Here is a 19454-nt window from a genome sequence, read left to right as displayed (position 1 = left end):
GCTTGTCTAGGCCGGGCGCCGTAGCACGACGCGGTGGGCGGCGGTCTTCTGCAAGAGGCCGTAGGCGAGGACCGGCAGCAGCAGATGCGGTTTGTCCGGGAGCGCCGTGCTGATCAGCACGGCGCTCGCGCTGCTGTTGTTCATGCCGCAGGCGAGCGTGAGCGACGAGGCCGCGGGCGGGTCCAGCCGCAACAGCCGGGCGGCGCACCGGCCGAGCACGAACGACAGCAGACAGACCAGCGCCGCCACGACGAGTGCCGCACCCAGCAGCAGGGGCCGCGGCCGGGCGAGGAACGAGCCCAGGGCGCCGCTGGCGTTGACGTACGTCAGGACCAGTGAGCCGGCCAGGGCCGCCGGCACGACGGTGCGCAGTCCCCGCTCCAACCAGGCCGTGGGCAGGGCGAGTCGGAGCAAAATGCCCGCGGCGCAGGGCAGCACCACGCCGGCGAGGGCGAAGCCGCCGCCCGCCGTGTGGCCGCTCGCGGCGAGGGAGTCGGCGTAGCCGCCGCTGAGCAGCGGGGACAGCAACGCGATCAGCGTGGGCGCGGTGAGCGGGCACAGGAGGGTGGAGGCGAGTACCAGCCCCACCATCGTGGGCTGGTCGCCGTCCCCCTTGCCGGTCCACACCGTGGCGCCGGCGGCGACGGGCATCGCGACGATCAGGATCATCGCGGTGACCAGCCCGCTGCCGCCGTCGGTGTCGGGCGACCGGTGCAGCAGGAACGCGACGACGGGGATGACCGCCAACGGGATCGCCAGGTGCAACGCGAGCCCCACGAGCAGCGCCCCCGGGTGTCGCAGTACCCGGCCGAGCTCACGGACGGGCACTTGGAGCCCCGCCGAGAACAGCACCAGCGACAGCAGGAACGGGGCGGTGGACAGCGGGAGTTGGGGCAGCGGACCGAGTGGCAGGGCGTGGGTGCGGCGCAGCCAGAGGCCGGGGCCCGGCAGGATCAGGGCGCCGGCGTAGGCCAGCAGCACGGCTCGGCCCAGACGGCGTCGCAGCCAGGCGGTCGCGCGGTCAAGGGGTGCGTGGGCGGTGGTCGGAGCGGGCAAGGCGGCCTTCTTCCGTCGTGGGGTCAGGGGCGGGACGGAGGGCCGCTATGTGGGGGCGAGGGAAGTGCGTGTGCATGGCGTCATGCTGCTCGTGCCGCGCGCGCGAGGGGAGCGGTACGCGGCGGCAGTCAGGATGCGTTCAGGTATCCGATGGGACGGTCGGGCACCCTGACCCGTGGGGCGCCTGTGAGGTGCCTGTGAGACTTCTGTGAGTCCGCGGCTCCGGGGACGCTCAGCCGGCCGGCAGCCGGACCGTGAAGCGTGCTCCGGGGGCGTGCGTGGCGTCGTAGGACACCTCGCCGTCGACGGCGCGGGCGAGGCGGCGCGCGAGCGACAACCCGAGCCCCGCGCCCTGGTGTCCGTCGCCGGCGTCCGCGCGCCGGCCCGGCTGGAACAGTTCGTCGACGAACGCGCTCGGGACGCCGGGGCCGTCGTCGACGATGTCGATCCGCACGGCGCCCGGGGCGTGCCGTGCGGAGGCGGTCACGTGGGAGCGGGCGTAGCGGACGGCGTTGGCCAGGAGGGGGCTGACGATGCGTTCGAGGAGCGCGGGCGCGACCCCGACCTCCAGCGCGGTGGCTTCGCTCTCGACCGTCGCCGTCAATCGGCCCTCCGCGTCGATGCGTTGGATCAGACGGTCGAGGACGGGGACGACGTCGGTGGTCCCGGGGGCCGTGGCCGGTGGGTGCAGCGCGCTCTCGCGGGCGTCGTCCAGCAGCGTGTCGCAGATCGTGCGCATCGACCGGGCGGCCTCGGCGAGCACCTCGTGGGTGGCGCGGGTCTCCGCCTCCGTGCGGGGGCGGGCCCGCCACCAGTCCAGCTCGATCACGATCCGGGTGAGCGGGGTGCGCAGCTCGTGGGAGAGCTCGCCGGTCAGTCGCTGTTCGTGGCGGAGCACGGTACGGATGCGGTCCAGGAGCGCATCCAACGAGGCGCCCAGGCGGGCGAGTTCGGCCGGCTGCGCGTCGGTGCCGAAGCGGGCGTCGGAGCGCACGGCGCTCCACTGCGTGGCCTGGTCGGTCATCGTCCGCACCGGACGCAGCGCCCGACCGACGGCGAGGCGGGTAAGGACATAGGTGCAGGCGAGCATGACCGCGTCCAGGGCCAGCGACCCCCAGAGCAGGGTGTCGGCCGAACTGAGGTAGGGGCCGAGGTCCAGGGCGGCGACGACCGTGGCGCTGCTGCGCCGACCGCTCAGGGGGCGGGAGCACAGGCGGAGGGTGGGGGCGTCGTGGGCGCGGAGGGTCGTGCACGCCGGGGCGCGCTGCGCGGCGAGTCGTTCGGCGGCCCGGGCCAGCGGGCTGTCGACCGACGTCGACGGCGGCTTTTCGAGCAGGCGGGCGCCGGCGTAGATCCACACATTGGCGTCGAGGAGGCGGTCGTTGGCGGTCTCCAGGACGCGCACCCGGGGGCCGCTGGTGTCGACGGTCGTGGCCACGGCTGCGGCCCGGCTGCGCAGTTCGCGGTCCGCCTGGTGCTGTAGGTGCCGGTCCGTCGCCGCGTTGAACACCACGGTCAGGACGGTCATCAACAGGCCGGCGGTGGTCAGCGCCACGAGGGAGAGCCGCCCGCGCAGGGTGCGGGGCGTCAGAGGGGGGAGGCGGCGGCCGAGCGTCACGACAGGTGGTGCCCGATCCCGCGCGCCGTACCGAGCGTCAGCGTGCTGCCGGCCTCGCGCAGCTTGCGGCGCAACCGCGTCAGGTACTGGTCCAGAGTGTTGTCACTCACGTGTGCGCCCTCGGGCCAGCCCGCCCTGACCAACTCCCGGCGGCGCACGGTGGATCCGTCCGCGGCGACGAGCGTGGCGAGCAGTCGGAACTCCGTCGGGGTCAGGGCGATGCGGTCGCCGCGCACGGTGGCGCTGTGGCCGACCGGGTCCAGGAGGAGGTCCCCGGTCGTGGCCGTCGGGGCCGGTGCGGCCCGCTTGAGGGCGGCGCGGAGCCGGGCGATGAGCTCGGCGAGGTGGAAGGGCTTGGGGAGGTAGTCGTCGCCGCCGGCGGAGAAGCCGGAGAGCCGGTCGCTGAGTTGGTGCCGGGCGGTCAGGAAGAGCACGGGGGCGAGGAAGCCGTTGGCGCGCATCGCCTGGCACACGTCCCGTCCGTCCGCGTCGGGCAGCCCGATGTCGAGGACGGCCGCCGCGATGTCGGCGGTGGCCAGCCGCAGGGCCGTTGCGCCGTCGGGCGCGAGCACCGGGGCGAAGTCCTCCTCGGTCAGGCCACGACGCAACACATCGCGCAGGGCGTGATCGTCCTCAACGACCAGGATCTGGTGGCGCATTGTTCTCCTGCGGCTCCTCGGCCAACCGTCGTGAGCGTGCCGGCGACGGATGGGGGCGTGTGCGGCAACGAGCGGGCGACGCGGGCACCCCGGTCGCGACTCGCCGGTCTAACGACCGTCGGCGCCCAGCGTATTGCCCGTGGCGGGGCGAAAGCCGGCTCTCCCGGCGCTGCCGGGCCACCCGTGGGCGCGCAACGGGCCGACCTCGTAGCCTCGTTGCCGGCAGTGCAAGAAGTGGGAGAAGTGGGACGAGAAGGCCGATGCGCTGCCCGCGGGGCGTCCCCGGCACCCTGTATGCCGTAGACGACAGCGCATCGGAGCTTGGAGCGGGACGAGCACCCGCCGGATGCGGGTGGGCGGGTGTCCCAGGGGGCGCCCTAACGAAGTTCGGGCGTGGAGGGGAGAGTCGGTGCCCGTCTTCACCGTCGGGAACACCGCGGAACCAGCCCCGCAGACCGCGCCCCGGTGGCCGGAAACGGAACCTTGACCGCACTATCGCGTCCCCCGGGCCCGAAAAACAGGGCGTGAAACCCGCGCACTCACACCAGGAACCCCACACACGTACCACCGGAGCACTGGTGGGAGGTTCAACTCGTCAGCGGCATAGGCGCATTGCCGTCGTGCGAAGCGGGCGCTGGAATCACATTAGGTGAGGCGCGCCCGGTGCGCGAGGGGCTGTGCAGAGCGGACTGGTAGGCGTGCTGGGCGGGGACCCGGCCGTGGCCTCACCGTCTATCCGAGCGAGCTCTTCACCACCGGAGAAGCCTTGCCGCCGGGCCGCGGCCTGGGGATGTACTGGTCGGCCCAGGCGCTGATGATGTGGGCGGCCCGCTGCGCCTGCCCCCGTGCGGTCAGCAGATGGTCCGCGCCTTCGAGCGAGACGAAGCTGCGCGGGTGTCTTGCCTCGCGGAAGATCTCCCCGGCGTTGTCGATGCTGACGGTCTGGTCGGTGGGCGAGTGCATGACGAGCAGCGGCAGGCTCAACTCGGGTATCCGGTCGCGGAGTTGTGCGCGGCGGACGTCTTCGACGAAGGCGCGCTTGAGAACCAGGGTCCGCCCGCCGACGAACCACTCGTGCGACCCCTCGCTGAGCACGCGATCCATCACCGCGTCGTACTGCCGCTCGACGTGACTGGGCTCGACGGGCGCCCCGATGGTGGCGAGCGCGCGGACGCCGGGTGCCTCGGTCGCCGCGGCGAGGGCGGCGGCGCCTCCCCACGAGTGGCCCACCAACAGGTCTGCCGGCGTTCCCCGCTCCGCCATCAGGGCCGCCGCGCGGAGCGTGTCCTGGACCTTGACGGTGAAGGAACCGTCGCCCCAGTCGCCGTCCGAGTCCCCGATCCCGAGGTTGTCGAAGCGCAGCATGCCGATCCCCTCGCGCGCCAGCTGCTTGCTGACGCGCGAGGCGGCCGGCGAGTCCTTGCCGAGCGTGAACCCGTGCACGAAGATCCCCCAGCCTCGGATCTCGCCGTCCGGCAGGTCGATGACTCCGGCCAGTTCGGGGCCGACGACGCTCTGGAATCTCACTTTTTCGGACATGTTGCGATCACCTAGGCAGGGGTTGTTCGTGTGCGGTGGAGCGAGGCCGGGCACCGGCTGGTGCTCGGCGCGTGCTCCGAGCGGGACAGCAGGAGAGCAGGTACGGAGTCGGCGGCTACGCGGAGGTCGGCTTGGTGGCGAGCAGCGCGGTGATCTCCTCGGTGAGCTGCGGGCCGAGTTCGCCCCAGCCGTCCTTGTAGCCGTAGACGCCGGCCAGGGTGCGGGCCTCGTAGTCGCCGTTCATGATCTCGATGTCGGCCGGCGTGATGAGCGCCGGGTGGGGAACGCCGACGGCCGCCGAGACCTTCATCAACTCCTTGCGCAGGGTGCGCAGGTAGACGGCGGCCCGGGTGGACTTCGAGGTCGGGTCGAGGCCGCGGGCCAGCCGCGGGTTCTGGGTGGCGACGCCGGTGGGGCACTTGTCGGTGTGGCACTTCTGCGACTGGATGCAGCCGATCGACAGCATCGCCTCACGGGCCACGTTGATCATGTCGGCACCCAGCGCGAAGGCGACCGCGGCGTTCTCGGGCAGGCCGAGCTTGCCGGAGGCGATGAAGGTCAGGTCGTCGGTCAACCCCAGCTCGGCGAAGGTGCCGTAGACCCGGGAGAAGCCCATCCGGAAGGGCAGCGACACCGAGTCGGAGAAGATCAGCGGGGCCGCCCCGGTGCCGCCCTCGCCGCCGTCGATGGTCACGAAGTCGACCCCGCGGTCACCGCGCGCCATCAGCGTGGCCAGCTCCTGCCAGAAGCCCATCTCGCCCACCGCGCTCTTGATCCCGACCGGCAGACCGGTCTCGGTGGCGAGCAGTTCGACGAAGTCGAGCATCGAGTCGACGTCGTTGAACGCGGTGTGCCGCGACGGGGAGGCGCAGTCCTTGCCGAGCGGAATGCCGCGGATCTCGGCGATCTCCGGGGTCACCTTCGAACCGGGCAGCATCCCGCCCAGCCCCGGCTTGGCACCCTGGGAGAGCTTGATCTCGATCGCCTTGACCGGGGCGCCGGCGACCACGTCCTTCAGCTTGTCGATGTTGAAGCTGCCGTCCTCGTTGCGGCAGCCGAAGTAGGCGGTACCGATCTGGAGGATGAGGTCGCCGCCGTTGCGGTGGTACGGCGAGAGGCCGCCCTCGCCGGTGTTCTGCATCGTGCCGGCCAGCGCCGCCCCCTTGTTGAGCGCCGTGATCGCCGCGCCGGAGAGCGAGCCGAAGCTCATCGCCGAGATGTTCACCACGCTCGCCGGCCGGAACGCCTTGGCGCGCCCGCGCGGCCCGCCCAGCACCTTGGCCGAGGGCAGCGGGGCCTGCGGGTCGTGCGCGTCGGGCAGCGGCGCGGCGGCGAACGTGCGCTGCTTCAGGTACGCGTGCCCCTGCATGTGCTCGATGTCGTTGTCGGTGCCGAACCCGAAGTAGTTGTTCTCGCCCTTCGCCGACGCGTAGATCCAGGTGCGCTGGTCACGACTGAACGGGCGCTCCTCGTCGTTGGAGGTCACGATGTACTGCCGCAGCTCCGGCCCGATCGTCTCCAGCAGGTACCGGGCGTGCCCGATCAGCGGGTAGTTCCGGAGCAGGGCGTGCTTCTTCTGGACCAGGTCACGAGCGGCCACCAGTGCCAGTGCGGTTGCGGTGGCCGTGGCGATGCTCCGGGCGCGCATGAACGTTCCTCTCCTCGATGCTCGACCCCCTCGCCATGCGGTGGAGCCGTCGTGTCGTGTCGTGCCGTAACGGGCGTTGGGCGGCGGGCACGACCACGTAGGCGTCAGCGTCCGTCGGAGAACGCGAGATGATATTAGGTGCTCGCCCGGAGGGCAGTGGGGGCAGGGTCGCCGGGTGGGCGGTCGCCCCGGCCCACCGAAACCGTGGGTGATCGCCCGGCACCATTACGCGACCAGGCGCAGCCGGGCGTCCGCGAGTGCCGCGTGACCGTCCGGCGTCGGATGCACGCCGTCCGCGGCGCACCGGATGGTTGGATAGGGTGCCAACTGGCCGCCGATCCCGATGACTTGGCCAAGTCGAGGGCCGGGAAGGCGAGTTCGGGACCGCACGGACTGCACAGGCTGCACGGCTGCCGGCTTCCGCGGCGGCATACGGCGGGGAGCCGGACACGACGGGGGGCTCGCGTTGGATCGCCTGGTCGGAACGCATCGAGGAGTCGGCCCTACCGCAGGCCGACCGGACGCGGTGGGCGCGTGACCGGCCGACCGGCGCCCGCGGTGCTGCCCCCCTCGCTGCGCGCCTGGCTCGGGCCGGTTGCGGTCCTCGCCGCACTGGTGGTCGTCGTGCTCGGGGTCCGGTATGCCGACCACAACAAGCCCGGCGCAGTGGACGGGTGGATCCGGGCGGCGGTGGACGGCGCGGGGCCGTCGTGGCGGTATGTCGCGCTGGCCATGGACTTCTTGGGGGAGCCCGCCGGATCGGCGGCGCTGGTCGTGGCCACCGTGGCGGGCTGCCGGTGGCTCGGGCGTCCTCGCGCAGCGGTGTTCGCGGTCGCCGGGATCGGCCTGACGGTAGGGACGGCGACGTTGCTCAAGTCCCTGGTGGGGCGCACCATTCACGGCGACAACCTGTCCTACCCCAGCGGACACACCGCCTTCCTCACCGCGCTCTTCCTCGTGGTGGCGCTGCTCGTGACCGGCCGCCTCGGCCTCGGCGGGGCGGCCGGCGCACTACTGGTGTTCGCCGCGGCGCTGGTGGCCGGTGCCGCGATGGGATGGGCCCAAGTCGCCCTGGGCGCGCACTACCCGACCGACGTCCTCGGCGGCTGGTGCACCGCGGTGGCGGTGACGTCAGCGACCGCGTGGCTGGTCGACCAGGCGGCCGACCGGCTGGTCGACCGGAGGGCCGACGCCGACCGGCACGAGCACCGCTGACGACACGCGTCACCTCATCTCACGTCACCTCACGCCAAGCGGCGGAACGCCGGCTGCACCGGCCGCCCGCCCAGCCAGGGCGTGGGGTCGGCGGCGTCCAGTGCCTTCCGGTACACCGCACATGCCTGGGCCACCACGTCGACGGTGCGGTTGATGTCGGCGTCGTCGAGCGCGCTGCTCACCACGAACGACGGGGCCAGCACTCCGCCCGCGAGGAGTTGGCGCAGGAACAGGGTGCGGTACCGCTGCGACGGCTGCCGGTTCTCGTCGAGGGTGGCGAAGACCAGGTTGCTGGCCCGGCCCCGGACGACGACATGGTCGCCGACGCCCGCGCCGGCCGCGGCATCGCGGACACCGGCGGCCAACCGCTCGCCGAGGGCGTGCAGTCGCGCGGTGATCCCCTCCTCGGCGTAGGTGGCCTGCACGGCCATCGCGGCCGCCAGCGCGTGCGTCTCCGCGCCGTGCGTGGTGGACAGCAGGAACACCCGGTCGTGGGAGTGCCGCAGCCCGCCCCGCTCCATCAGGTCGCGGCGCCCGGCCAGCGCGGAGACGGCGAACCCGTTCCCCAGCGCCTTGCCGAACGTGGAGAGGTCGGGAACGACGCCGTACAGGCCCTGGGCGCCCGCCTCGGACCAGCGGAAGCCGGTGATCATCTCGTCGAAGATCAGGACGCAGCCGTGTCGGTCGGCCAACTCGCGCAGGGCGGCGAGGTAGCCGGGCGGAGGCTCCGCCTGGCCCGCGGGTTCGAGGATCAGGCAGGCGACCTCGTCCTCGTACCGGGTCAGCAGCTCCTCCGTGGCGGCCAAGTCCCCATAGGGGAACGTCACGGTGAGCCCGGTGGTCGCCGCCGGGATGCCGGCGGACATCGGGGTGGTGCCGATGAACCAGTCGTCGACGGAGAAGAACGGATGGTCGCGGCAGAGAGCCACCCTCGGGCGGCCGGTGACGGCGCGGGCGAGGCGGACCGCGGCGGTGGTGGCGTCGGAGCCGTTCTTCGCGAACTTCACCATCTCGGCGGTGGGTACCGTGGCCAGGAAGCGTTCCGCGGCCTCGACCTCCACGACGGACGGCCGGACGAAGTTGCTGCCGCGGTCGAGTTCCCGCCGCACCGCCTCGATCACGCGCGGGTGGGCGTGCCCGAGGCTGACCGACCGCAGGCCGGAGCCGTACTCGACGTAGCGGTTGCCGTCGATGTCCCACACGTGGGCACCGCGGCCGTGGCTGATGACCGGGGCGAGGTCCTCGGGGTACTGGTCGTCGCCCTTGGCGTAGGTGTGCGCGCCCCCGGGGACCAGGTTGTGCAGCCGCTCGTTCGCCGCCCGCGACCGGGGCAGCCGGAACTCTTCGGTGGTCACGGCCGACCTCATTTCTCCGTGCTCCTGACACTGGATCGCTTTGCGTTGTCCGCACCGGGGACCTCGGCTGACCCGCTTGTCCTGCTGGGGGTCCGGGGGTTATCCCCCGGGAGATGCAGTAGGACGTCGGCGAGGCTCGGTGCCTCCCGGTCCCGCCGGGACATCGAGGTGACCGGCAGCGGCCAGGGAATGGCGAGCTCCGGGTCGTCGAAGGCGATCGTCATGTCCTCGGTCGGGTCGTGCGGACGGTCGATCCGGTACGAGGTGTCGGCGGTCTCGGTCAGCGCCTGGAAGCCGTGCGCGCACCCCGCCGGGACATACAGGGTCACCTGTGTCTCGCCGGACAGCTCGAAGAAGGCCCGGCCCAGGTAGGTCGGCGAGTCCGGCCGCAGGTCCACGACGACGTCGAAGATCCTCCCGTACGAGCACCGCACCAGCTTGGCCTCGCCGGCGCCGGAGCGCAGGTGCAGGCCGCGCAGCACGCCCCGGGCCGAGCGGGACACGCTGTCCTGGACGAAGGCGTCCGGGGCGAGGCCCACCGAGCGGAGCACGTCGGCGTCGAAGGTGCGGCAGAAGAAGCCGCGTTCGTCGGTGTGCGGCGTCGGCTCGAACAGGTACGCACCGGCGATCGCCGGCACTTCGGTCGCTTTGATGCCGGGCGCATTCATCGGGCCTCCCGTAAGGCGTGGGCGTGATGGGGCGCGGGGAACAGGGCCATGGTCAACGCGGCGAACTGGTCGTCGAGTTGGCGAGCGGCGACCGCGTTCCGCTCGGCGAGCACCCGGCGGAGTTCCGTCGCCTGCTGCTCCAACGCCCGGAATTGCTCCAGCAGCCGGTCGGCGTCGACTTCGCGGGCCGGGTGGCGGTAGGCGCAAAGCCCCATCCGGGCCATCAGCGCGTCGCTCTTCGCCGCGTAGCTGACCGCGAGCGTCGGCGTGCCGACCTTCAGCGCGCAGATCAGGTTGTGGTAGCGGATCGCCACCACGGTGTCGGCGGCCGCGGTCTCCTTCATCAGGTCGGCGAGCGAGGACGATTCGGCGGCGGTGACCAAGGGCGAGTCCACCGCGTCGAGGATCGCGGCGACCACCGGTGCGTCGCATGCGTCGCCGGTGAGCAGCCGGACCGGTCTGCCGTCCTCGACCAGCGCGCGGACGAAGCGCGTCGTCCCGTCGAGGTAGCGCCGGTGGATCTGCTCGGCCCGGGCGCGGTCGTCGTCGCTGCCGTGGAAGGCCATGACACCGACGCAGACCAGACCCGGCGGGACTGAGTCTTTGTGGGGTCCGGCCGCCTCCGGCGTCGGCAGGGCGAAGGCGAGGTCCGGGTAGACCTCGTCGCGCGCCGTGTCCACGCCCATCTCCCGCATCGCGTCGCGGGATGGGGCGTCCCGGTACGAGCGGTAGGCGGCCAGCCGCGCCGACCAGCGCACCAGGGCCCGGGTCGGCCGGCTGCCGATCGCGGCGGCGCCGACGCTGACCAGCGCCACCGGGGTGCGAAGCAGCCGGCCGGACGCGCAGAGCAGGAACAGCGCGTACGGGAAGCCCCACGGCCGCAGCGGCAGCGTGGCCTCCAAGACGCCCATGCCCGGCACGATCACCACGTCGTGCCGGCGCACCCAGGCGGCGGTGCGGACCGCGTCGACGAGCTTGCCCAGCCCCTTCGCCGCCATCGCGCCCGCGCGCGACGCGGTCCGGTACTCCCCGCGGTACCAGTGCAGCCGCGTCGCGGGAATCCCGTACCGGGCCGTGACGACGTCGGGGCCGCCGCACAGCGCGTCCACGACCGCGTCCGGGTGCGCGGCGCGGAGGTAGCCGAGCAGGGCCGCGAGCGACCCGTCGTTGCCGAGGTTGCCGGAGCCGAGCAGCCCGAACACCCCGACGCGCACCGGGGTTTGGTTCCCGGGCGTCATGCCTGCCTCCCCTCACGGCCTGCCACGAGGGCGTCGACGGAGACGCTGAGCCGGGCCGGGTCGACCGGGGCGCGGTCCTCGACCCGCTCGCCGGCGCCCGGCCGGACCCGGCTGGTCAGCCAGGCGGCGAGGTGGCGGTGGCACGCGCGCCGGTCGGCCGGGGACAGCGGCGCCCGCCGGATCGCCGAGGCGAAACCCCAGACGTACTCGGCGAGGAGACGGGGCGTCGGGTGCAGCGGGCCCGCCCGGCGCGGGTCCAGGTTGACGCACCGGGCGCGCTTGGAGGGGTTCGCCCGCTCGGCGCGGGTGGGGTGGTCGCGGCGGAAGTACAGCAGCTCCGGCACCTGGTGGAAGGGCCCGTGCAGGGTGATCTCGGCGACGAACGTGCGGTCCGCGTGGTGGTAGCTGCCGAGCGGCTTCACCCGGCGCAGCACATCGGCCCGCAGCACCCCGTAGAAGTCGTCGCCGCCCGGCTCGAACAGCAGACTGCGGAAGCGCTCCGGCGGGTGCGGCGAGTCGGTGGCCAGCTTGTACTCGTACGGGACCGTCAGCCGGCCCGCGCCGTCGATGATCGCCTGGCCGGCGTGCGCGAGGATCGCCTCAGGACGCTCGTCCAGTGCCTCCACGCAGCGCCGCAGCAGGTCGCGGGCGTAGAGGTCGTCGTGCGAGGCCCACTTGAACAGCTCGCCGCGGCACTCGGCGAACACCCGGTTGTGGTTCGGTGTGGCGCCGATGTTCCGGGGCAGCCGGAGGTACCGGATGCGCGGGTCCCGCGCCGCGTACGCGCGGCAGATGTCCTGGGTCCCGTCCGTCGAGGCGTTGTCGGAGATCACCAGCTCGAAGTCCTCGTAGGTCTGGCCGAGCAGGGCTTCGAGCGATTCGGCCAGGTACTCCTCGCCGTTGTATACAGGCAGGCCGATGGTCAGTCTTGGTGGAGCGGTCATGGGGTCCTCACTTCGGGGGTGGGGGAGTGGTGGCGCTCGCGCAGGGCGGAGTGCAGTTGCAGCCACCACACGGCCGAGCCGCTGACGGTCGCGGCGGCGACGCCCCAGGCCGAGCCGACGGTCCCGGCGGCCACCGCCCCGCCGAGCCCGCCGCCGACGTAACAGGCGGAGGCGAACAACTGGGAGCGCAGGCTGCGTTGGGCCGCGGCGAGGGCGCGCAACCCGGCCGCCGCGCCGGTGCCGAGACCGGCGCCCGCGACACCGAGCGTGATCGGCACGATGAGCTGCGCGGCGGAGGGCCAGACGCCGCCGAGCACCAGCGCGCCGAGCCGGTCCGGCACCATCAGCAGCGCCCCGCCCCAGAGCAGCGCGGCCGCGGCCTGACCGCCGCCCAACAGGAGGCAGAACCGTCCCAGTTGGTGCGGATCGCGCCGCAGCACCCGTGCCGCTTCCGGGACGGTGACCAGCGAAAGCCCCATCAGCACCGCGAGGAACGGGCCGAGCAGCAGCTCGGCGCCCCGGACCGCGCCCACCGCGCCGACCCCGACGATCGCGCCGAGCCCGTAGGCCCTCAGCTGGCTCGCGCCGCTGAGGGCGACGTTCTCGACCAAGTACCGGTAGCCCAGGTCGCGTTGCTCGCGCAGCCACCCGCGCGCCCGGGACATCCGGGGCCGGATGCCGGACTGGAGGCAGCCGTAACCCGCCGCCACCGCGGCGGACGCGCCCCAGGCGAGCACGAAGGCGGCCACGCTGCCCACCTGGGTCGCCACCACCATGGCCGGGACGAGCGCGACGCCGCAGACCACGTCGTTGACGAACGCCTTGCGCCCGGTGCCGGCGGCGAAGAACGCGAACCGCCAGGCGTCCTGCAGCAGCAGTGCCGGCAGCACGACGCCGAGGCAGGCGAACGCGGCCCCCACGCGCCCGCCGAGGGCGAGCCCGACCACCAGGCACCCCGCGCCGAGGGCGGTGCCGAGGCCGAGCGCGGTGCCCGTGGAGCGGGCTACCGCCGCGCGCCAGGACGCGGTCGGCACGCTGCTGAAGCGCACCACGAGCGGGTCGGTGGCCAGCCCGCGGGAGACGTTGAGCACCACGCCGTAGGTCACCCAGGCCAGGCTGAACACGCCGAACGCGGCCACCCCCAGCGAGCGGGCCACATAGATCCCCACGACGAAGTTGGACACGCTGGAGGCTGCCTGGTCGGCCAGTCCCCAGGACAGCCGGCCGACCATGGCCCGCTTGGCGGTCCGCCGGGCCGGGCCGGCCGGGGCCGCGGATGCCGTGGGTCGCCTCCCCCCGGTGGTCATCGGCGTCATGACGTGATCAGCCCGGCGGCGCGCAGGGCGTCGGCCGCTGCGGCGACGGTGTCGAAGGGCAGCCTGGACCGCTCGGCGACGTCCAGCAGACTGTGCTCGCCGTCGGAGAGGTTGAGCACCCACAGCATGGCCAGCTGGGTCCGCTTGGTGTCGCTGCGGCCGCCGAGCGCGTCGTACAACCCGCGGCGGCCGAGCTGCGGTTCGCCGTAGGGGCTGAGGTTGCGGTACCGCCGGTTGCGGTCCAGCACCGCACATGCCTCGCGGCAGACGGCGAGGGTGTCCGCCATCGCCTCCGGGGAGACGAAGTCCGGGTTGTCCGCCGAGGTGTGGTACTCGGGGTAGCCGGCGTACGGGGTGCGGCTGAGCGACCCCACACCGAGGTTGAATCCGGGCGAGCAGAACTGCCGCTCGTCGTAGCCGTACGGGGTGAACTCGTGGATGCGGTGCGGTCGTTCGGAGGCGGTGAGCACGTGCCGCATGACCCGGTCGATCTCCGCGTCGCCCCGTCTGCTCTGCTTGTACGTCAGTTGGCCCCGGTCTCCGGCGCAGGCCAGCACCAGGCCGTGCTTGACCCGGTCGATCCGCTCCGCGTTGCGGGCGAGCCAGGTGATCGCCCCGATGGTGCCGGGCGCGTAGAGGAACCGGTAGGTGTAGTACGGCGTTTGCGCCGCCAGCGACCGGGCCAGGAACGTCGCCACCGCGATGCCGGCCAGGTTGTCGTTGGCCAGCGACGGGTGGCAGACGTGGCAGGAGACGAGCACCTCGTCGGGGACCTGACCGCGGACCACGTGCTCGGCATAGGTGAGGTGGCCGTTCGCGAGGGTGGAGTCGATGCGCACCTCGTACGCGCCGTCCGGCAGCGCGTCCAGGGTCTCCTGGGCCAGGCAGAACCCCCAGTCCGGCGTGTAGTAGCTGGTGCGGTAGGGCACCCAGCTCGGGTGTTCCGGCAGGGTGTGCAGGTGGCCGCGCAGCTCGGCCAGTGGCATGGTCGCCGAGACCGGCACGCTGTAGCCGAGCACGTGCAGGCTGGACGCGGCGAAGTCGACGACCCGCTTGCCGGTGGCGTCGGCGATGTACGCGTCCCGGATGTTCCACTCCTGCGGCACCGTCCAGTCGAGCACCTGCGTCCCGGTCGGCACCTCGTGCACCGTGAGCGGGACGTACTCGCCGACGGTGGCCAGGGTGTCGCGCACACCGTCGCCGGTGATGCTCCGGCACAGCGGGTACAACCGCTCCACCAACGCGTGCATCGCGTCGCCGGGCCCGGTCATCGGCGCCGCCGCAGGGTGTCGTCGACCGCGCCGGCGTCGGACGCCGCGCGCAGCACGGCGAGCCGCGTGAAGCGCCGTTCGAAGTCCTCCGGGGTCAGCCCGAACTTCCGGTACGCGTCGGCGAGTTCGAGCGCACCCTGCTTCACCGTCCACGCACAGTCGAAGCCGGGGATCGCGGCACGGAAGGCGGAGAAGTCCACCCGGTACGAGCGCGGATCGGCGCCGTTCTCCCCGGTGATCCGCACCTTCGCGCCGGGCACCGCCCCGGCGACCTGCTCGGCGATCTCGGCGACCGTGACGTTGTTGGTCTCACTGCCGATGTTGAACGCCCGGTCGTGCACCGCGTCCCGCGGCGCGGTCAGCGCGGCCGCGAAGGCCCGGGCGATGTCGGCGGCGTGCACCAGCGGGCGCCAGGGGGTGCCGTCGGAGAGCACCAACACCTCGCCGGAGAGCAGCGCGTGGCCCACCAGGTTGTTCAGCACGATGTCGGCGCGCAGCCGGGGCGAGTAGCCGAAGGCGGTGGCGTTGCGCAGGTACACCGGGCTGAAGTCGCCGTCGGCCAGCGCGTGCAGGTCGTCCTCCACCCGCACCTTGGACTCCGCGTACGGCGTGACCGGGCGCAGCGGGGCGTCCTCGGCCACCAGGTCGTCACCGCCGGCGGCGCCGTAGACCGAACACGTCGACGCGTACAAAAAGCGCCGCACCCCGGCGTCGCGGGCCAGTTGGGCGAGGCGCACGGATGCGCGGTGGTTGATGTCGTAGGTGAGTTCCGGCGCCAGCGATCCCAACGGGTCGTTGGAGAGCGCGGCCAGGTGGATCACGGCGTCCACCCCGGCCACGTGTGCGGCCGTGACGTCGCGCAGGTCCACCCGGTGCCCCTGCGGGTCGGCGGGGGCCGGGCCGAGGACGCAGTCGGCGAACAGGCCGGCGTCCAGGCCGACGACCTCGTGCCCGGCGGCGGTCAGGACCGGGGCCATCACGGTGCCCAGGTAACCCTGGTGTCCGGTCAGCAGTACGCGCAAGGTTCATTCCCCCAGGTTGAGAGCGAGTTTGGTGACGGCGAACGCCTCGGCGTAGCGCGCATGGCATTCGATGCCGCGGATGCGGGCAAGGCCGAGGAAGGTCTCCCGGTCGTACCAGGGCCGGTGTCGCTGCGAGGGGTAGTGCTCCTGCAGCAGCCGCACCTTCTCCTCGGCGATCTCGGGCGACAGCGGCTGGTACGCCGCCGGACGGCCGAGATCGCCGTCCCACTTGACGATCTCGTAGCCGAGCACGAGGTGGTCGCGGAACGCGGTGGGTATCAGGCGGGCCAGGCCGCGGTGGTCCTGGTGCGCGTCGTCGGTGCGCGGGGCCAGGATCACATCCGGCTCGGTCCCCGCGCGCAGCTCCTCCACCGCGGCCTTGGCCTCGTCCCAGTGCACGGGCAGTCGGCCGTCCGGCAACTTGTCGACGGTCAGCCGCAGTTCGGCGCCCGGGCAGAAGGCGGCGAGCGCGGCCTGCTCCTCCTGCTCCCGCTCGGTGCCACCGCCGGAGAGCACCAGCGCGTCGACGCGGAGGCCCGGCTGCGCGTGACACAGCGTCAGCAGCGTGCCACCGGCGCCGATGGCGATGTCGTCGCAGTGCGCGCCCACCGCGACGATCCGGTCCAGGGGCCCGGCCCCGAGGCGGATCACGCGGTCCCCACGGCGACGGCGGCGCGCTCCCACACGGCCCACGGGCGCTCGCCGCGGGCGTACCCGGCGTCGAGCGCGGCCCGCTCCTTCACGGTGTCGGTCGGCTTCCAGAAGCCGCGGTGCTGATGCGCCACCAACCGTCCGCGCTTGGCCAGTTGGGCGCATCCGTCGGCGACCAGGTCCCCGTTCTCCGGTATGTGGTCGAAGACCTCCTGGCGGAGCACGAAGTAGCCGCCGTTCTCCCACAGCGGCAGTTCGCTCACCGCGGTGATGCCCCCCACCAGGCCGTCCTCGCCCAGGTCCACGCAGTGGAACGAGGACTGCGGCGGCACCACCATCATCGACGCACCGGCGTCGCGCCGGGCGAAGGAGTCGATCATCTGCGGCAGCGGGGCGTCGGTGAGCACATCGGCGTAGTTGGCGAGGAACATCTCGTCGCCGTCCAGGTGGTGTCGCACCCGGCGCAGCCGCTCCCCGATGGGCGACTCGATGCCGGTCTGCGCGAACGTGATCGTCCAGTCGGCGATGTCGGTGGACAGCAGCTCGGTCCGGCCGCCCCGCAACACGAAGTCGTTGGACGTCGTCTCTTCGTAGGTGAGGAAGAAGTCCTTGATGTGGTGCGCCCCGTACCCGAGGCAGAGGATGAACTCCGTGTGCCCGAAGTACGCGTAGTAGCGCATGACGTGCCAGATCAGCGGCCGCGGGCCGACCATCGCCATCGGCTTGGGCGCTTCATCGTAGGCGCCGGCTCCGCTGCGCATCCGCAGCCCGTAACCGCCGCAGAACAGAACGACCTTCATGCTGCGACCTCCTTCACGACGCGACCTCGACGACGCTCAGTTCCGGGATGGGGAAGACCAGCCGGCCGCCCCAGGCGTGCACGAAGGACAGCTGCTCGACCAGTTCGGCCCGCAGGTTCCACGGGAGGACGAGGACGTAGTCCGGCTGGTCGGCGGCTATCCGCTCGGGCGGCAGGATGGGGATGCGGGTGCCCGGGGTGAACCTGCCGTGCTTGTAGGGGTTGCGGTCGACCGTGTACGGCAGCAGGTCCGGGCGGATGCCGCAGTGGTTGAGCAGGGTGTTGCCCTTGCCCGGGGCGCCGTAGCCGACGACCGTCTCGCCGCGCTCGGCCGCCTCGATGAGGAACCGCAGCAGATCCCGGCGCACCTTGGCCACCCGGGCGGAGAACTCGGTGTACCCGGACAGCTCCTGCAACCCGGCGGCCTTCTCCCGGGCCAGCACGTCAGCCACTCGGGACGACGGCTCGCCGGCCACCTCGGCCGGTCGGGCCCACAGCCGGATCGAGCCGCCGTGCGTGGGCAGCAACTCGACGTCCACCAGCGCGAGTCCGCCGCTCGCCAGCGCCCGGGCCGCGGACGCGACCGTGTAGTACTGGAAGTGCTCGTGGTAGATCGTGTCGTACTGGTTCTCCTCGATCAGGGTCAGCAGGTGCTGCACCTCGATGGAGACCCAGCCGTCGTCGGCGACCAGGGCGCGCAGCCCCCGGGTGAACCCGACCACGTCCGGGATGTGCGCGTACACGTTGTTGGCCACCACCAGGTCCGCCGGGCCGTGTTCGGCGCGGACGGCCGAGCCGGTGGCCGGGTCCAGGAACGCCGTGCGCGTGGGCACGCCCTTCTCCCGCGCCGCGGCACCGACGTTCACCGACGGCTCGATGCCCAGGCAGCGGATCCCCCGGTCCACCAGGTGCCGCAGCAGGTACCCGTCGTTGCTCGCCACCTCGACCACGAACGCGTCGGCACCGAGCGCGAGTTGCCGCACGGCATCGGCGACGAACGTGCGCGCATGCGCCACCCAGGACGTCGAGAACGAGGAGAAGTACGCGTACTCACTGAACGTCTCCTCCGGCGTGATCAGCGGCGGGAGCTGCGCCAGCCAGCAGTCGGTGCAGACCCGCAGGTGCAGCGGGAACGCCGGCTCCGGCCGGTCCAGTTGGTCCACGGCCAGAAAGCTCTCACACGGCGGCGTCGCCCCCAGATCGACGACGCTCACCATCGCTTCCGAGCCGCAGAGTCGGCATCGTGTCATCTACTTCCCCCCATTGACTCCGTCCGCCCCGCGATCGCGGAGCGGTACGCATCCACCAGGCGCGCCAGGCCGACGGCCGGACTGAAGTCCCGCTCGTAACGGCGTCGGGCCGCCCGGCCCATCTCCCGGTTGCGGCCCGGCTCGGCCGCGATCCGGCGTATGCAGGACGCGAGCGAGGCGGGCTCGCCCGGCCGGTGCAGCAGCCCGGTGCCCCCGTCCTCGACGAGTTCGACGAAGGCGCCGTGACCGGCGGCGACGGTCGGCACCCCCGCCGCCATCGCCTCGACGACCACCAGGCCGAACGCCTCCAGCCACGTCGAGGGAGCCACCACGGCGACCGAGCGCGCAAGGGCCTGCCGGCACCGGGCCGGGTCCAACAGGCCGACGTAGCGCACGTCGTCACGGTCCGCCGCCCAGGCGGCCACCGCTCGCTCCAACGGCCCCGTGCCGGCGATCACGAGCGGGGCGCCCACCCCGCCGCTCGCGGCGAGCGCGTCCCACGCGGCCATGAGCAGCCGCACGCCCTTGGCCTCCGCGAGCCGACCGAGATAGAGCAGATGCTCGCCCGGGCCCGTGCGACGGACGCCCGGCTCCGGCACGAAGTTGTGCTTCACCGCCAGCCGTTCGGCCGGCATGCCGGCCCGCACCAGGACGTCGCGCTGCGCCGCGGAGATGCACAGGAACCGCTCCACCGCGGACCACCACCGTCGCCGGTTGACCGACAGGCTGACCGCGAGCGGCACCGTCGCGAGCCGGGAGCCCCGGTAGCAGCCGTGCCGGACGGCGGGCAGCGGCGTCGCCCCGACGCACTCGGTGCACGGCCGGCCGTCCCGTTGCAGCGTGCCCGGCGGGCAGACCTGGGTGTAGTTGTGCAGCGTGGCCACGGCGGGCACGCCGGCGTCGGCGCAGGCGGCCAGCACCGCGGGCGACAGGAGCGGGAAGACGTTGTGGATGTGCACCACGTCAGGGCGCAAGGTGCGCAGCTGGCCGGCGAGTTCCGCGCGGACCGCCGGGTTCCACGGCACCAGCAGTGGCACCGCGGCCTTGCCCAGCAGGGACCGGGCGGCGATGTCGTCGCTGCGCCGCTCAAACACCTCGACCCGATGGCCGGCCGCGCGCAGCAGCGCCGCTTCCTGGTCGACGACCTTGTTCTCCCCGCTCGGCTGCGCCGAGCCATAGCGGTTGTGCACCACGAGGACGCGCAT

At 72.8% G+C, this 19454-nt stretch carries 16 protein-coding genes and 1 pseudogene; 1 reads left to right on the top strand and 16 read right to left on the bottom strand.

What is annotated here, in order from left to right; translation table 11 throughout:
* Positions 1-6: 6 nt before the first annotated feature.
* The 5 genes from ACFVFQ_RS04680 to ACFVFQ_RS04660 form a co-directional block, all read right to left on the bottom strand.
* Positions 7-1056, bottom strand: coding sequence for a sodium-dependent transporter (locus ACFVFQ_RS04680; RefSeq protein WP_383408597.1), 1050 nt, complete (start codon positions 1054-1056; stop codon positions 7-9).
* 232 nt (positions 1057-1288) lie between these two features.
* Positions 1289-2674: a sensor histidine kinase gene (locus ACFVFQ_RS04675; protein WP_383408594.1), complete on the bottom strand. Its 1386-nt coding sequence runs from the start codon at positions 2672-2674 to the stop codon at positions 1289-1291.
* On the bottom strand, positions 2671-3333 hold the full coding sequence (locus tag ACFVFQ_RS04670; RefSeq protein ID WP_383408591.1) for a response regulator transcription factor: 663 nt from the start codon (positions 3331-3333) through the stop codon (positions 2671-2673). Before ACFVFQ_RS04670 ends, ACFVFQ_RS04675 begins: the two co-directional genes overlap by 4 nt.
* Positions 3334-4065: 732 nt before the next feature.
* Complete coding sequence (locus ACFVFQ_RS04665; RefSeq protein WP_383408586.1) at positions 4066-4872, bottom strand: alpha/beta hydrolase family protein; 807 nt, start codon at positions 4870-4872, stop codon at positions 4066-4068.
* Positions 4873-4987: 115 nt separating this feature from the next.
* Positions 4988-6520, bottom strand: a complete 1533-nt coding sequence (locus ACFVFQ_RS04660) for an FMN-binding glutamate synthase family protein (RefSeq protein ID WP_383408581.1) — start codon at positions 6518-6520, stop codon at positions 4988-4990.
* A 534-nt stretch (positions 6521-7054) separates the two neighbouring features.
* Between ACFVFQ_RS04660 and ACFVFQ_RS04655 the strand changes: the two genes are divergently transcribed.
* Positions 7055-7735, top strand: a complete 681-nt coding sequence (locus tag ACFVFQ_RS04655) for a phosphatase PAP2 family protein (protein WP_383408576.1) — start codon at positions 7055-7057, stop codon at positions 7733-7735.
* 29 nt (positions 7736-7764) lie between these two features.
* Here the strand turns inward: ACFVFQ_RS04655 and ACFVFQ_RS04650 are convergent, their stop codons facing one another.
* From ACFVFQ_RS04650 to ACFVFQ_RS04600, 11 genes and pseudogenes are all read right to left on the bottom strand, one after another.
* Positions 7765-9090: a glutamate-1-semialdehyde 2,1-aminomutase gene (locus ACFVFQ_RS04650; protein ID WP_383408573.1), complete on the bottom strand. Its 1326-nt coding sequence runs from the start codon at positions 9088-9090 to the stop codon at positions 7765-7767.
* 119 nt (positions 9091-9209) lie between these two features.
* Positions 9210-9743, bottom strand: a pseudogene (locus ACFVFQ_RS04645) (dTDP-4-dehydrorhamnose 3,5-epimerase family protein); the annotation flags it as partial.
* Between the two features lie 11 nt (positions 9744-9754).
* Positions 9755-10996, bottom strand: coding sequence for a polysaccharide pyruvyl transferase family protein (locus tag ACFVFQ_RS04640; RefSeq protein WP_383408570.1), 1242 nt, complete (start codon positions 10994-10996; stop codon positions 9755-9757).
* A complete protein-coding gene (locus ACFVFQ_RS04635) occupies positions 10993-11940 on the bottom strand; it encodes a glycosyltransferase family 2 protein (protein WP_383408567.1) in 948 nt (315 codons plus the stop codon). Before ACFVFQ_RS04635 ends, ACFVFQ_RS04640 begins: the two co-directional genes overlap by 4 nt.
* On the bottom strand, positions 11937-13256 hold the full coding sequence (locus tag ACFVFQ_RS04630; RefSeq protein ID WP_383408564.1) for a hypothetical protein: 1320 nt from the start codon (positions 13254-13256) through the stop codon (positions 11937-11939). Before ACFVFQ_RS04630 ends, ACFVFQ_RS04635 begins: the two co-directional genes overlap by 4 nt.
* On the bottom strand, positions 13253-14527 hold the full coding sequence (locus ACFVFQ_RS04625) for a DUF4910 domain-containing protein (protein ID WP_383408561.1): 1275 nt from the start codon (positions 14525-14527) through the stop codon (positions 13253-13255). Before ACFVFQ_RS04625 ends, ACFVFQ_RS04630 begins: the two co-directional genes overlap by 4 nt.
* Complete coding sequence (locus ACFVFQ_RS04620) at positions 14524-15549, bottom strand: NAD-dependent epimerase/dehydratase family protein (RefSeq protein WP_383408558.1); 1026 nt, start codon at positions 15547-15549, stop codon at positions 14524-14526. Before ACFVFQ_RS04620 ends, ACFVFQ_RS04625 begins: the two co-directional genes overlap by 4 nt.
* 3 nt (positions 15550-15552) lie before the next feature.
* The gene (locus tag ACFVFQ_RS04615) at positions 15553-16200 is read right to left on the bottom strand and encodes a PIG-L deacetylase family protein (protein WP_383408555.1); all 648 of its coding nucleotides are present in this window, start codon (positions 16198-16200) and stop codon (positions 15553-15555) included.
* The gene (locus ACFVFQ_RS04610; RefSeq protein ID WP_383408552.1) at positions 16197-17000 is read right to left on the bottom strand and encodes a glucose-1-phosphate cytidylyltransferase; all 804 of its coding nucleotides are present in this window, start codon (positions 16998-17000) and stop codon (positions 16197-16199) included. Before ACFVFQ_RS04610 ends, ACFVFQ_RS04615 begins: the two co-directional genes overlap by 4 nt.
* A 13-nt stretch (positions 17001-17013) precedes the next feature.
* The gene (locus tag ACFVFQ_RS04605; protein ID WP_383408550.1) at positions 17014-18249 is read right to left on the bottom strand and encodes a methyltransferase domain-containing protein; all 1236 of its coding nucleotides are present in this window, start codon (positions 18247-18249) and stop codon (positions 17014-17016) included.
* Positions 18246-19454, bottom strand: coding sequence for a glycosyltransferase (locus tag ACFVFQ_RS04600; protein ID WP_383408547.1), 1209 nt, complete (start codon positions 19452-19454; stop codon positions 18246-18248). The genes ACFVFQ_RS04605 and ACFVFQ_RS04600 overlap by 4 nt, the downstream gene beginning before the upstream one ends.

Origin of the sequence: Streptomyces sp. NPDC057743 (assembly GCF_042798755.1) — a bacterium.
Lineage (GTDB): Bacteria > Actinomycetota > Actinomycetes > Streptomycetales > Streptomycetaceae > Streptomyces.
Note: the sequence above shows the minus strand (reverse complement) of the source record. Positions and strands in the feature narration are given on the sequence as shown.